Annotated in this window: 15 protein-coding genes and 1 pseudogene; 12 read left to right on the top strand and 4 right to left on the bottom strand. The window is 53.3% G+C overall.

Annotated elements, in window-relative coordinates; all coding sequences use genetic code 11:
- Nucleotides 1-25: 25 nt before the first annotated feature.
- Nucleotides 26-835, bottom strand: coding sequence for a DeoR family transcriptional regulator (locus ICA20_RS03180; protein ID WP_038634132.1), 810 nt, complete (start codon nucleotides 833-835; stop codon nucleotides 26-28).
- A 267-nt stretch (nucleotides 836-1,102) separates the two neighbouring features.
- Between ICA20_RS03180 and kbaZ the strand changes: the two genes are divergently transcribed.
- The 8 genes from kbaZ to kbaY all read left to right on the top strand — a co-directional run bounded on the left by kbaZ (nucleotide 1,103) and on the right by kbaY (nucleotide 8,455).
- The gene (gene kbaZ, locus ICA20_RS03175) at nucleotides 1,103-2,380 is read left to right on the top strand and encodes a tagatose-bisphosphate aldolase subunit KbaZ (RefSeq protein WP_038634134.1); all 1,278 of its coding nucleotides are present in this window, start codon (nucleotides 1,103-1,105) and stop codon (nucleotides 2,378-2,380) included.
- A gap of 19 nt (nucleotides 2,381-2,399) precedes the next feature.
- A complete protein-coding gene (agaV, locus tag ICA20_RS03170; RefSeq protein ID WP_038634137.1) occupies nucleotides 2,400-2,873 on the top strand; it encodes a PTS N-acetylgalactosamine transporter subunit IIB in 474 nt (157 codons plus the stop codon).
- A gap of 10 nt (nucleotides 2,874-2,883) precedes the next feature.
- On the top strand, nucleotides 2,884-3,663 hold the full coding sequence (gene agaW / locus ICA20_RS03165) for a PTS N-acetylgalactosamine transporter subunit IIC (protein WP_038634140.1): 780 nt from the start codon (nucleotides 2,884-2,886) through the stop codon (nucleotides 3,661-3,663).
- Nucleotides 3,653-4,531 (top strand): PTS N-acetylgalactosamine transporter subunit IID, encoded by an 879-nt coding sequence (gene agaE, locus ICA20_RS03160; RefSeq protein WP_038634142.1) that lies wholly within the window; start codon nucleotides 3,653-3,655, stop codon nucleotides 4,529-4,531. The genes agaW and agaE overlap by 11 nt, the downstream gene beginning before the upstream one ends.
- Nucleotides 4,532-4,547: 16 nt before the next feature.
- Nucleotides 4,548-4,982, top strand: a complete 435-nt coding sequence (agaF, locus tag ICA20_RS03155) for a PTS galactosamine/N-acetylgalactosamine transporter subunit IIA (RefSeq protein WP_038634146.1) — start codon at nucleotides 4,548-4,550, stop codon at nucleotides 4,980-4,982.
- Nucleotides 4,979-6,112 carry an N-acetylglucosamine-6-phosphate deacetylase gene (nagA, locus tag ICA20_RS03150; RefSeq protein WP_038634148.1) on the top strand — a complete coding sequence of 378 codons (1,134 nt, stop codon included), beginning with the start codon at nucleotides 4,979-4,981 and terminating at the stop codon, nucleotides 6,110-6,112. The genes agaF and nagA overlap by 4 nt, the downstream gene beginning before the upstream one ends.
- 300 nt (nucleotides 6,113-6,412) lie before the next feature.
- On the top strand, nucleotides 6,413-7,567 hold the full coding sequence (locus ICA20_RS03145; RefSeq protein WP_038634150.1) for an AgaS family sugar isomerase: 1,155 nt from the start codon (nucleotides 6,413-6,415) through the stop codon (nucleotides 7,565-7,567).
- 12 nt (nucleotides 7,568-7,579) lie between these two features.
- Nucleotides 7,580-8,455 carry a tagatose-bisphosphate aldolase subunit KbaY gene (kbaY, locus tag ICA20_RS03140; RefSeq protein WP_038634152.1) on the top strand — a complete coding sequence of 292 codons (876 nt, stop codon included), beginning with the start codon at nucleotides 7,580-7,582 and terminating at the stop codon, nucleotides 8,453-8,455.
- 156 nt (nucleotides 8,456-8,611) lie between these two features.
- On the opposite strand, the gene ICA20_RS03135 is transcribed toward kbaY, so the two are convergent.
- The 3 genes and pseudogenes from ICA20_RS03135 to rsmI all read right to left on the bottom strand — a co-directional run bounded on the left by ICA20_RS03135 (nucleotide 8,612) and on the right by rsmI (nucleotide 9,849).
- Nucleotides 8,612-8,782 (bottom strand): HTH domain-containing protein, encoded by a 171-nt coding sequence (locus tag ICA20_RS03135; protein WP_199951554.1) that lies wholly within the window; start codon nucleotides 8,780-8,782, stop codon nucleotides 8,612-8,614.
- A pseudogene (locus ICA20_RS03130) lies at nucleotides 8,762-8,983 on the bottom strand (Fic family protein); the annotation flags it as partial. The gene ICA20_RS03135 and the pseudogene ICA20_RS03130, both read right to left, overlap by 21 nt.
- A 2-nt stretch (nucleotides 8,984-8,985) precedes the next feature.
- Nucleotides 8,986-9,849, bottom strand: a complete 864-nt coding sequence (gene rsmI / locus ICA20_RS03125) for a 16S rRNA (cytidine(1402)-2'-O)-methyltransferase (protein WP_038634156.1) — start codon at nucleotides 9,847-9,849, stop codon at nucleotides 8,986-8,988.
- Between the two features lie 63 nt (nucleotides 9,850-9,912).
- On the opposite strand from rsmI, the gene ICA20_RS03120 reads away from it, so the two are divergent.
- Genes ICA20_RS03120 through dolP form a run of 4 tightly spaced genes read left to right on the top strand, consistent with a single transcriptional unit; the run spans nucleotide 9,913 to nucleotide 13,518 of the window.
- Nucleotides 9,913-11,955: a penicillin-binding protein activator gene (locus tag ICA20_RS03120; RefSeq protein WP_038634158.1), complete on the top strand. Its 2,043-nt coding sequence runs from the start codon at nucleotides 9,913-9,915 to the stop codon at nucleotides 11,953-11,955.
- Complete coding sequence (locus tag ICA20_RS03115) at nucleotides 11,913-12,308, top strand: YraN family protein (protein ID WP_038634160.1); 396 nt, start codon at nucleotides 11,913-11,915, stop codon at nucleotides 12,306-12,308. The genes ICA20_RS03120 and ICA20_RS03115 overlap by 43 nt, the downstream gene beginning before the upstream one ends.
- A gap of 34 nt (nucleotides 12,309-12,342) precedes the next feature.
- Nucleotides 12,343-12,933 (top strand): DnaA initiator-associating protein DiaA, encoded by a 591-nt coding sequence (diaA, locus tag ICA20_RS03110; RefSeq protein ID WP_003024948.1) that lies wholly within the window; start codon nucleotides 12,343-12,345, stop codon nucleotides 12,931-12,933.
- Nucleotides 12,934-12,942: 9 nt separating this feature from the next.
- On the top strand, nucleotides 12,943-13,518 hold the full coding sequence (gene dolP, locus ICA20_RS03105; protein WP_003024954.1) for a division/outer membrane stress-associated lipid-binding lipoprotein: 576 nt from the start codon (nucleotides 12,943-12,945) through the stop codon (nucleotides 13,516-13,518).
- Nucleotides 13,519-13,548: the final 30 nt, after the last annotated feature.

The following is a 13,548-nucleotide window of genomic DNA, read 5'->3' as shown; positions in this document are numbered from 1 at the left end:
GTTCGAAAACTTTCCGACCTTTTTGTCAGATACTCACCAGAACAACCTCAATCCCATGCTTACGTAAGCCTTCCAGACTCTCCTCTGGAATATTTTCATCAACAATAATCATATCGATCCGCTGGGTATCAATGATCTTATGCAGACTGGAGCGATTAAACTTCGTCGAGTCGGTAACAACGATTATGCGCTCCGCGACTTCACTCATCCGGCGATTGAGACGCGCTTCATCCTCATTGTGTGTGCTAACACCACGCTCTAAGTCGATAGCATCAACGCCAAGAAACAGCATGTCGAAGTGATAATTTTGTAGCGATTGCTCAGCCTGATCGCCATAAAAGGATTGCGACTGACGACGCAAGTGACCGCCGGTCATCAGCAGCTCAACCCCTTCGGCTTCCAGTAACGCATTAGCGACATTCATACCATTGGTCATTGCAATCACATTGGTATGCTGGCGCATCAGGCGGGCAATTTCATACGTCGTGGTGCCGGAATCAAGGATCACGCGGTGCCCCGGTTTAATCAACTCTGCAGCGGCTCTGGCAATACTGCGTTTTACCGCCGTATTGAGCGAACTTTTGTCTTCAACAGAAGGCTCAACACCAGGCGTAGTGCTATCGCAAATCAGCGCACCACCATAGGCGCGTACCGCAATCCCCTGTTTTTCCAGAAAAGCGAGGTCGTTACGAATCGTGACCGTGGAGACGCCATAAAATAAGGAAAGATCGTTAACCTGAACGCTTCCCTGCTGCCGTAGCCGCTGGATGATCTGCTCGCGCCTTTCGCTGGTGCCGATAACGCGCTTGTCTGCAGAAGACTCGGTGTTACTCATAAGAAATCCTTTAGCTGTCTCTTTCGTTTTATTTCGTTTTGTCTATTAACGCCTTTCTTTTACGCGAATGCAAGCCCCACAAGCAGGGAAGAGTCGAACAGATTCACGCTGAAACCTTTCATTGCGTTTCTTTTGTGAAACAGATCGGAAAACCATTATCTTTCGTTTTATTTTTAAATCACCATGATGCAGTATTAAATGAAACAAAACGAAAGATTGATGTCGCAGTTATCTGACCTGGAGAGGAAAGTGAAACATCTAACTAAAATGGTCGAGCAACATAAACGGGGGAAGGCAAACGGGATTTATGCCGTTTGTTCCGCGCATCCAATCGTACTGGAAGCCGCAATACGCTACGCCCATGCCAATCATACACCGCTATTGATCGAAGCAACTTCTAATCAGGTTGACCAGTTTGGCGGCTATACGGGTATGACACCAGCCGATTTTCGCAGTTTTGTCTGCGGTTTAGCCGACTCGCTTAATTTTTCTCAGGATATGCTGATTCTCGGTGGAGACCACCTTGGACCAAACCGTTGGCAAAATCTGCCAGCAGAACAAGCAATGGCCAACGCTGACGATCTGATCAAGAGTTATGTCGCCGCTGGCTTTAAAAAGATCCACCTTGATTGCAGCATGTCTTGTGCTAACGACCCGGTTCCACTCACGGATGAAATCGTCGCTGAGCGCGCCGCGCGCCTGGCAAAAGTTGCCGAAGAAACCTGTATTGCGCATTTTGGTGAGTCTGACCTGGTCTATGTAATTGGCACAGAAGTCCCGGTTCCTGGCGGCGCTCACGAAGCATTAACCGAACTGGCGGTAACAACGCCCGATGCGGCACGCGCAACGCTGCAGGCCCACTATCACGCCTTTGAAAAGCGCGGACTGGAAGGTATCTGGCCGCGTATCATCGCCCTGGTGGTGCAACCCGGCGTCGAATTCGACCACACCCACATCATTGATTACCAACCGCAGAAAGCCGTGTCACTCAGCAAAATGGTGGAAGACTACGACACGCTGATTTTTGAAGCACATTCTACCGATTACCAAACGCCTCAGTCCTTGCGCCAGTTGGTTAAAGATCATTTCGCGATCCTGAAAGTCGGCCCGGCGCTGACCTTTGCCCTGCGCGAAGCGTTATTTTCATTAGCCGCTATTGAAGAGGAATTGCTGCCCGCAAAAGCCAGCTCAGGCCTGCGACATGTCCTGGAAAGCGTGATGCTTGATCGACCGGAGTACTGGCAGAGCCACTATCACGGCGATGGCAACGCGCGCCGTTTGGCCCGCGGATATAGCTACTCAGATCGGGTTCGTTACTACTGGCCGGACAGCCAGATTGATGAGGCATTCGAACGTCTGGTGCGTAACCTGGCCGACGAACCGATCCCGTTACCGCTGATTAGCCAGTATCTACCCTTGCAGTACGTAAAAGTGCGCGAGGGAGATCTCAGCGCGACACCGCGAGAACTCATCATTAACCATATTCAGGACATACTGCAGCAATATCACTGCGCCAGCCTGGGTGATTCATCCCATAACGCATAACAAGAAAGAGAAAAATACCATGCCAAACATTGTATTAAGTCGCATTGACGAACGTTTAATTCACGGTCAGGTCGGTGTGCAATGGGTCGGATTTGCGGGGGCAAATCTGGTGCTGGTCGCCAATGATGAGGTGGCTGAAGATCCGGTGCAGCAAAACCTGATGGAAATGGTTCTGGCGGAAGGGATTGCCGTGCGCTTCTGGTCACTACAAAAAGTAATCGACAATATTCACCGTGCCGCCGATCGCCAGAAAATTTTGCTGGTCTGCAAATCGCCTGCGGATTTCTACCGTCTGGTCGAAGGCGGTGTTCCTGTTAATCGTATCAACGTTGGCAACATGCACTATGCCAACGGCAAGCAGCAAATCGCCAAAACGGTTTCTGTAGACGCTGCCGATATAGCGGCGTTCAACGGGTTGAAAGCCGCTGGGGTGGAATGCTTCGTTCAGGGCGTTCCAACAGAACCCGCCCAGGACCTCTATAAACTTCTCTGAGGGATTCACAATGGAAATCAGTCTGTTGCAGGCTTTTGCGTTGGGTATTCTCGCCTTTATTGCAGGCCTGGATATGTTCAACGGGTTAACGCACATGCACCGCCCGGTTGTTCTCGGGCCGCTGGTCGGCCTGATTCTGGGCGATCTGCATACCGGTATTTTAACCGGGGGTACGCTGGAACTGGTGTGGATGGGTCTGGCTCCGCTGGCGGGAGCACAGCCGCCAAACGTCATCATCGGCACCATCGTGGGGACGACTTTCGCCATCACCACTGGCGTAAAACCGGAAGTCGCTGTCGGTGTCGCTGTACCGTTCGCGGTAGCGGTACAAATGGGTATTACCTTCCTCTTCTCCGTGATGTCCGGGGTGATGGCGCGCTGCGATCGCATGGCGGCGAATGCCGATACAGACGGAATTGAGCGGGTCAACTATCTGGCGTTACTGGCGCTGGGGACATTCTACTTCTTATGCGCTTTCCTGCCGATTTACTTTGGCGCGGAACATGCCAAAACAGCTATAGATGTTCTGCCGACCCGCCTAATTGACGGCCTCGGCGTGGCAGGCGGCATCATGCCAGCTATCGGTTTCGCCGTACTGCTGAAAATCATGATGAAAAACGTCTACATCCCTTACTTCATCCTGGGTTTTGTCGCCGCCGCCTGGCTTAAACTCCCTGTGCTGGCGATCGCCGCCGCAGCACTGGCCATGGCGCTGATCGATTTTCTGCGTAAATCACCTGAACCTACAGCTCCCGCAGCACAAAAAGAGGAATTCGAAGATGGCATCTAATCAAACGGCTCTGCCGAACGTTTCCGAAACCGAAGAAACGCTGCTGTCCGGCACGAATGAAAACGTCTACGAAGACCAGAATATCGGTGCCGAGCTGACGAAAAAAGATATCAACCGTGTTGCCTGGCGTTCCATGTTGTTACAGGCCTCTTTCAACTATGAACGTATGCAGGCATCAGGATGGTTGTACGGCCTGTTACCTGCACTAAAAAAGATCCATACCAACAAGCGAGATCTGGCGCGTTCAATGAAAGGCCACATGGGCTTCTTCAACACGCACCCGTTCCTGGTCACGTTTGTTATCGGGATTATCCTGGCAATGGAACGCTCCAAGCAGGATGTGAACAGTATTCAAAGTACCAAGATTGCCGTCGGTGCGCCGCTTGGCGGTATCGGTGATGCCATGTTCTGGTTAACGTTATTGCCTATTTGCGGCGGTATCGGGGCAAGCCTGGCGCTACAAGGCTCTATTCTTGGCGCTGTTGTCTTTATTGTGATGTTTAACGTGGTTCATCTTGGTCTGCGCTTTGGGCTGGCACACTATGCTTATCGAATGGGCGTTGCAGCTATCCCACTGATTAAAGCTAACACCAAAAAGGTTGGACATGCGGCATCTATCGTTGGGATGACGGTGATCGGCGCGCTGGTAGCGACCTATGTTCGCCTGAGCACCACGCTGGAAATTACTGCTGGCGATGCGGTTGTGAAACTACAGACAGACGTTATAGACAAGCTGATGCCTGCATTTTTGCCGCTGGTCTACACATTGACCATGTTCTGGCTGGTTCGTCGTGGCTGGAGTCCTCTGCGTCTTATCGCCATTACCGTGGTGCTCGGCATCGTGGGTAAGTTCTGTCACTTCCTGTAAATGTAAGGGGTTGTAGATGTTAGGTATTATTTTGACGGGTCATGGCGGGTTTGCCAGCGGAATGGAAAAAGCGATGAAACAGATTTTAGGTGAACAGACTCAGTTCATCGCCATCGACTTTCCGGAAACCTCAACCACAGCCTTACTCACCTCGCAACTTGAACAGGCAGTGAGTGAACTGGATGCTCAGCAAGACATCGTGTTTCTGACTGACTTGTTGGGCGGAACACCATTTCGCGTCGCTTCCACACTGGCCATGCAAAGACAAGGTACTGAAGTGATCACCGGCACCAATCTGCAACTGCTGCTGGAAATGGTACTGGAACGCGACGGCCTGAGCAGCGAAGCGTTTCGTTTGCAGGCGCTGGAATGCGGACATCGGGGGTTGACCAGCCTGGTGGACGAGCTGGGACGCTGTCGCGAGGAAAAACCCGTCGAGGAAGGGATATGATACAGGTGCTACGCGCCAAGCGTCTGCTCACGGAACAAGGCTGGCTGGACGATCATCAGGTGCGTATTGAGGATGGCACCATTAGAGCCATTGAGCCTATCGTCTCAGGCGTGATGGTGCGCGATGCTGAGCTGTTGTGCCCTGCATATATCGATACCCATGTGCATGGAGGCGCAGGTGTCGATGTCATGGATGATGCGCCGGATACGCTCGACAAGCTGGCAATGCACAAAGCGCGCGAAGGGGTAGCCAGTTGGCTACCCACCACCGTCACCGCCCCATTACCCGATATTCACCGCGCATTGAAACGTATTGCCCACCGCTACTATTCCGGCGGGCCTGGCGCGCAGGTACTGGGGAGTTATCTTGAAGGTCCGTACTTTACGCCACAGAACAAAGGGGCGCATCCGCCTGAGCTCTTCAGGGAACTGGAGCTCAGGGAACTGGATGAACTGATTGCGATTTCCCAACAAACATTGCGCGTCGTTGCGCTGGCGCCAGAAAAAACCGGCGCATTGCAGGCTATCAAACACCTGAAGCAGCGCAACGTACGGGTGATGCTGGGCCACAGCGCAGCCACCTGGGAGCAAACCCGCGCCGCCTTTGATGCCGGTGCTGATGGACTGGTTCACTGCTATAACGGTATGACCGGTTTACACCACCGGGAGCCCGGAATGGTTGGCGCAGGGTTAACCGACTCTCGCGCCTGGCTGGAGCTTATCGCTGACGGACACCATGTCCACCCGGCAGCCATGAAGCTATGCTGCTGTTGCGCAAAAGACAGACTGGTGCTGATCACCGATGCGATGCAAGCTGCTGGTATGCCGGACGGGCGCTATTCGCTCTGCGGTGAGGAAGTGGAAATGCGCAGCGGTATTGTGCGTACCGCTTCCGGTGGCCTGGCGGGCAGCACGCTCTCGGTTGATGCAGCCGTACGTAATATGGTCGAGTTCACCGGGATTACCTCTGAAGAGGCGATCCACATGGCTTCGCTCCATCCCGCTCGCCTGTTGGGAATCGATCGCCAACGCGGATCGTTAGCGGTGGGCAAAAATGCCGACATTATCGCCCTCAATAGCGGCCTGCATTTGCAGGAGATCTGGATTCAGGGTCAGGCTCTCCCCCTTTAGACCTTTCATTTTGTCTCGTATTGGCCTGCGGTCTTTGATCGCCGGGCCTTTCTTTTCCTTTCGCTTATAAAATTTTGATCCGCACTATCTGCAAGCGATTCTTTAAAGATCAACAAGATAATTACAGCCTTCGTTCTCACGATCACAAATTTCGTTTTATTTCATTTTGCATCATTGAACTTTCACTTTCTTTCATATAGATTTTAATCAATCGATCATATGAACAAGTGAAACGAAACGAAAGATAGCGACATTTTGCCAGCGTCTTATGTGGAATTTACGAGACTAAGGACTTAAGTTATGCCAGAAACCTACACCCCTGCTCACGCGTCGACGGGCACCTGGACAGAAGAAGAGATCCGTCAGCAACCCGCTAGTTGGATCCGCTCTCTCGCTAATATCGATAATATTCGATCCGCCATTGATAGCTTTCTCGCGCCATTGTTGCGCAAAAACGATCTACGGATCGTACTGACCGGGGCGGGTACTTCCGCATTTATCGGCGACATTATTGCTCCGTGGCTGGCAAGCCAAACCGGAAAAAACATCAGCGCCGTGCCGACCACCGATCTGGTCACCAATCCGATGGATTATCTGAATCCCGCACATCCGTTGCTGCTGGTTTCTTTCGCTCGTTCAGGTAACAGCCCCGAAAGCGTTGCGGCTGTGGAACTGGCTAATCAGTTTGTACCTGAGTGTTATCACCTGCCAATTACCTGTAACGAAGCAGGTAGCCTGTATCAAAACGCCGTCGCAAGCGACAATGCCTTTGCACTATTAATGCCTGCTGAAACGCACGACCGTGGCTTCGCCATGACCAGCAGTATTACCACCATGATGGCCAGTTGCCTGGCGGTATTCGCCCCGCAAAAAATCAACAGCCAGACCTTCCGCGACGTGGCCGATCGTTGCCAGACGATCCTGACTTCACTGGGTGATTTCAGCGACGGCGTATTCGGCAACGCGCCATGGAAACGGATCGTCTACCTCGGTAGCGGTGGGTTACAGGGAGCCGCGCGTGAATCGGCGCTGAAAGTCCTGGAACTGACAGCGGGTAAACTGGCGGCATTCTATGATTCGCCGACCGGTTTTCGTCATGGGCCAAAATCGCTGGTTGATAACGAAACGCTGGTAGTGGTCTTTGTTTCCAGCCACCCCTATACACGCCAATACGATCTTGATCTGTTAGCTGAGTTACGCCGCGATCGGCAGGCGCTGCGGGTAGTCGCGATTGCCGCACAAACCGATGACGTGATTGAAGCCGGCCCGCATATCCTGCTGCCGCCTGCCCGCACCTTCATTGATATGGAACTGGCGTTCTGCTTCCTGATCTATGCGCAGGTCTTCGCCCTGACACAGTCAATCAGTATCGGTAATACGCCAGATACGCCTTCTGCCAGCGGTACCGTGAACCGCGTCGTACAGGGCGTTGTTATTCATCCCTGGAACGCCTAAAAGGATCGTTTTATGAGCATTATTTCTACAAAATACCTCCTGCAGGATGCGCAAAAAAAAGGCTATGCCGTACCGGCCTTTAACATCCATAACGCCGAAACGATCCAGGCGATCCTGGAAGTGTGCTATGAAATGCAATCGCCGGTGATCCTTGCCGGAACGCCGGGTACGTTTAAACATATCGCGCTGGAAGAGATTTATGCGCTGTGCAGCGCTTATTCCACCAGCTACGGCATGCCGCTGGCGCTGCACCTCGACCACCATGAATCGCTGGACGATATCCGCCGTAAGGTGAATGCCGGGGTGCGCAGCGCCATGATTGATGGCAGCCACTTCCCGTTTGAAGAAAACGTCAAGCTGGTGAAATCCGTTGTGGACTTTTGCCATGCCAAAGATTGCAGCGTGGAAGCTGAGCTGGGCCGCCTCGGCGGCGTTGAAGATGATATGAGCGTGGATGCCGAAAGCGCCTTCCTGACCGACCCGCTGGAAGCGAAACGGTTTGTCGAACGTACCGGCGTCGACAGCCTGGCTGTTGCCATCGGCACGGCACACGGTTTGTACACTAAAACGCCCAACATCGATTTCCAGCGTTTAGGGGAAATTCGTGAAGTGGTGGATATTCCGCTGGTGCTGCATGGCGCAAGCGATGTTCCTGACAACTACGTCCGCCGCACAATCGAGCTGGGAATATGCAAAGTTAACGTGGCCACCGAACTGAAAATCGCCTTTGCCGACGCGGTCAAAGCATGGTTTGCAGAAAATCCGCAGGGCAACGATCCCCGCTATTACATGCGGGTCGGTATGGATGCGATGAAAGAAGTGGTGCGGAGTAAAATTAATGTCTGTGGTTCAGCAAACAAATTGATGGCTACCTGCGAATTATCGTGACCGTCATTATATTCTGCGCGAGTGCTATCTGCGTGTTGTCAGGTAGCGCTCATTGTTCGAATAATTAGGCGGGATACACACCATCATGACATGTCAAAAACGGCTGCTCATCGTGTGATTCGCGGCATACGTCAGGATAGAAGGACATCCTGAATGCTAAAGAGATCTTGCTACTGATAGCAGGTGAAGCGAAGCACGATGCTTTAGCTGCAACGCTTTCAGATACCGCTCTACGGTGCGAGCTGAGATTTCACACTCTTCAGCGATACTTTTGGCAGATCTGCCCGGCTGGTTCGACAAGATTTGTAGAATACGTTTTCCTTCCATCAGTGCGGTGACTTGCTCCCTAGTCAACGAATTATGCTCAATCGCTAAAGAGGCCTGAATGGTGCGAATACGATTCTCTTTGCGCAAAAGAGGAGATGCCCTACCAGCCATCGCGGCCCAATGCCCCATCAACTCACCAATTTCAATGACTTGATTAAGGATCAATGGAGTGACGCCGAAAGGTGGTTGGTAGGTGCTCACTCTTACTCCCCCTGCTGGTCCAGCGCGTACTTATACAGCGCATTCTTTTTCACGCCGTGAATTTCCGCTGCCAGCGCCGCCGCTTTCTTCAGCGGCAGCTCTTTTTGTAACAACGCCAGCGTACGCAGCGCATCAGCCGGGAGGTCATCTTCCTGCGCTTTATGTCCTTCGACAATCAGCACCATTTCGCCCTTACGACGGTTTTCATCTTCCTTGACCCACGCCAGTAGTTCGCCGACCGGCGCGCCGTGTATGGTTTCCCAGGTTTTGGTCAGTTCGCGCGCCAGCACCACATAACGGGATTCTCCCCAGACGGCGACCATATCTTCCAGACTATCCAGTAAACGGTGGGTGGATTCATAAAAAATAAGCGTACGCGGTTCTGCCTCAATGGCTTTCATCGCATCGCGGCGGCCTTTCGATTTGGCAGGCAGAAAACCCTCATAGCAAAAGCGGTCAGACGGCAGGCCGGCAGCGCTCAGGGCAGCAATCGCCGCGCAAGGGCCTGGCAGAGGAACAACGCGGATCCCCGCTTCGCGACAGGTGCGCACCAGATGGTAACCCGGATCGTTAATCAGCGGCGTTCCGGCATCGGAAACCAGGGCGATGTTTTGGCCTTCTTTGAGCTTTGCCACCAGCGTCTCGGCTTTTTGTTGCTCATTGTGATCGTGTAAGGCAAACAAACGGGCGTTAATCGCGAAGTGTTGTAACAATAATCCTGTATGACGGGTGTCTTCAGCGGCAATTAAATCAACGGCTTGTAAAACTTCGAGCGCTCGTTGGGTAATATCAGCCAAATTTCCGATAGGAGTAGGTACAATAAAGAGTTGGCCTTGAGAATTATCCGCCGATTCGTGTTGTTTCATTGTGTCGTCCGTATTGCCGATTTAATATTGAGCATTGCGTAAAAAAATATCACTGGATACAGTATGGTACCCTCAACATTTTCTCGTTTGAAAGCCGCGCGCGCGCTACCAGTCATTCTGGCAGCTTTGATTTTCGCAGGCTGTGGCACCCAGGCGCCAGACCAGAGCGCAGCCCATATGCAGGGCACTGCGCAGGCTGATTCCGGCTTTTATCTGCAACAGATGCAGCAAAGTTCAGATGATAGCAAGACCAACTGGCAATTACTCGCCATTCGTGCACTGCTGAAAGAAGGTAAGAGCCAGCAGGCTATCGAATTGTTCAACCAGTTACCGCAGAAGCTAAACGATGCCCAGCGTCGTGAGCAGTCACTGCTGGCCGTCGAGATCAAGCTCGCGCAGAAAGATGTCGCGGGAGCACAGGCCCTGCTGGATAAACTCACGCCCGCCGATTTCGACCAAAACCAGCAGGCGCGTTACTGGCAGGCGCAAATCGACGCCAATCAGGGTCGCCCGTCTCTGTCGCTGCTGCGCGCCCTGATCGCCCAGGAACCACTGCTTGCCGCGAACGCTAAACAGAAAAACATCGATGCAACCTGGCAGGCACTGTCGTCCATGACCCAGGAGCAAGCGCAGACGCTGGTCATCAATGCGGATGAAAACGTACTGCAAGGCTGGCTGGACCTCCAGCGCGTCTGGTTCGATAACCGTAACGACCCGGACATGATGAAAGCCGGTATTGCCGACTGGCAAAAACGTTACCCGCAAAACCCGGGAGCAAAACTGCTGCCAACGCAGTTGGTTAACGTGCAGAGCTTTAAGCCAGCGTCCACCAGCAAGATTGCCCTGCTGCTGCCGCTGAACGGTCAGGCCGCTGTATTTGGTCGTACTATTCAGCAAGGCTTTGAAGCCGCGAAAAACATGGGCACTCAACCTGTAGCCGCTCCTGTTACCGCCGCGGATGCCTCTGCTGTGACGACCACGGATCAGCCGCAAACGACTGACGGTGTTGCCAGCCCTTCTCAGGCGTCAGTAAGCGATCTGACCAACGAGACGCCTGCGCAGCCAGAAACCACAGCCCCACAGCCAACCGCACCAGCACAACCAACTATCGCCAGCGCGCCGGCAAATCCGTCCGCTGAGCTGAAAATCTACGACACCTCATCGCAGCCGCTAAACCAGATCCTGGCCCAGGTTCAGCAGGATGGCGCCAGCATCGTGGTAGGCCCGCTGTTGAAGAATAATGTTGAAGAGCTGATGAAAAGCAATACGCCATTAAACGTCCTGGCGCTTAACCAGCCTGAGTCCGTACAGAATCTGGCGAATGTTTGTTACTTTGCCCTGTCGCCAGAAGATGAAGCGCGCGATGCCGCACGCCACATCCGCGCTCAAGGCAAACAGACGCCGCTGCTGTTGATCCCACGCAGTTCGTTAGGCGATCGCGTGGCTAATGCTTTTGCGCAGGAATGGCAAAAACTGGGCGGCGGCGTAGTGCTGCAGCAGAAGTTCGGCTCTACGGCTGAGCTGAAAATGGGTGTCAACGGCGGCGCGGGTATTTCCCTGACGGGCAGCCCGGTAGCCTCTTCTGTACCTGCGCAGCCTGGCGTGACGATTGGCGGTCTGACGATCCCGGCAGCGCCCACCGATGCGCAAATCACCGGGGGCAGTGGCCGTGTTGACGCCGTGTATATTCTGGCGACGCCGGAAGAAATCGCCTTTATTAAACCGATGATCGCCATGCGTAACGGCAGCCAGAGCGGAGCAACGCTGTATGCCAGCTCCCGTAGCGCGCAGGGAACCGCTGGCCCGGACTTCCGTCTGGAAATGGAAGGCTTGCAGTATAGCGAAATCCCAATGCTGGCAGGCGCTAACATGCCTCTCATGCAGCAGGCGCTTGGCGCGGTGCGTAACGACTACTCGCTGGCGCGTATGTACGCGATGGGTGTCGATGCCTGGTCGCTTGCCAACCACTTCTCGCAAATGCGTCAAGTGCAGGGCTTCGAAATTAACGGCAACACTGGCGCATTAACCGCAAATCAGGATTGTGTGATTAACAGGAAGTTATCATGGCTCAAATACCAGCAAGGACAGGTCGTCCCCGCCAGTTAACGAGCAAACAGACCGGTGACGCGTGGGAAGCTGTTGCGCGTGACTGGCTGCACAGCAAGGGACTGCATTTCATCGCTGCCAACGTGCGTGAACGTGGCGGCGAAATCGACCTGATAATGCGTGAAGGCAACACCACCGTATTTGTTGAAGTTCGCTACCGGCGTTCAGCCCAATTTGGCGGCGCGGCGGCGAGTGTGACCCGGAGCAAACAACACAAATTATTACAGACCGCCCGCTTGTGGCTTGCGCGCCACAATGGGAGTTTTGATACTGTGGATTGCCGGTTCGATGTGTTAGCCTTCACCGGAAATGATGTTGAGTGGTTTAAAGACGCGTTCAACGACCGCTCATAGTTGAAGATTCAGAGCCTGGTTCTTAAGGATTAGCGTGTTAGATAGAATTAAAGTCTGCTTTACAGAAAGCATTCAAACTCAGATAGCTGCGGCTGAAGCGCTCCCGGATGCGATCTCCCGTGCAGCCATGACGCTGGTTCAGTCCCTGCTTAATGGCAACAAAATTCTCTGTTGTGGTAATGGGACGTCCGCTGCCAACGCACAGCATTTTGCTGCCAGCATGATCAATCGTTTTGAAACGGAACGGCCAAGTTTACCTGCTATTGCACTAAATACTGATAATGTGGTCTTAACTGCGATTGCCAACGATCGCCTGCACGACGAAGTTTATGCAAAACAAGTCCGTGCGCTGGGACATGCAGGTGATGTTCTGCTGGCAATCTCTACGCGTGGTAATAGCCGCGATATCGTGAAAGCCGTTGAAGCCGCCGTGACCCGCGACATGACAATCGTCGCGCTGACCGGGTATGACGGAGGGGAGCTGGCCGGGTTGCTGGGGCCGCAGGATGTTGAAATCCGCATTCCTTCACACCACAGCGCCCGCGTTCAGGAAATGCATATGCTGACGGTCAACTGCCTTTGCGATCTCATCGATAACACGCTTTTTCCTCACCAGGATGATTAAGGAGTACACATGAAGGCATTTTCGCCGCTTGCTGTGATTATCGCTGCACTGCTGCTGCAAGGCTGTGTAGCTGCCGCCGTTGTCGGAACCGCAGCCGTCGGGACTAAAGCCGCGACGGATCCGCGTAGTGTCGGCACTCAGGTAGACGACGGAACCCTGGAATTACGCGTCAATACGGCGTTGTCGAAAGATGCCCAGATCAAGAAAGAAGCGCGTATCAACGTTAGCGCGTATCAGGGCAAGGTTCTGCTGGTCGGTCAGTCACCAAATAGCGAGCTGTCTGCGCGAGCAAAACAGATTGCAATGGGCGTAGAAGGTACCACTGAGGTCTTTAATGAGATCCGTCAGGGCCAGCCAATCGGTCTGGGCGATGCGTCCAACGATACCTGGATCACCACCAAAGTACGTTCCCAGTTGCTGACCAGCGATCAGGTGAAATCCTCAAACGTGAAAGTCACCACCGAGAACGGGGAAGTGTTCCTGCTGGGCCTGGTTACTGAACGTGAAGCGAAGGCGGCGGCGGATATCGCCAGCCGGGTAAGCGGCGTGAAACGCGTAACGACGGCCTTTACGTTTATTAAGTAATACCGATGCCGGATAGCGACGCATAAGCGT

Source organism: Citrobacter sp. C5_2, from assembly GCF_014596845.2.
In the GTDB taxonomy this organism is placed as follows: Bacteria; Pseudomonadota; Gammaproteobacteria; order Enterobacterales; family Enterobacteriaceae; genus Citrobacter; species Citrobacter werkmanii.
Note: the sequence above shows the minus strand (reverse complement) of the source record. Positions and strands in the feature narration are given on the sequence as shown.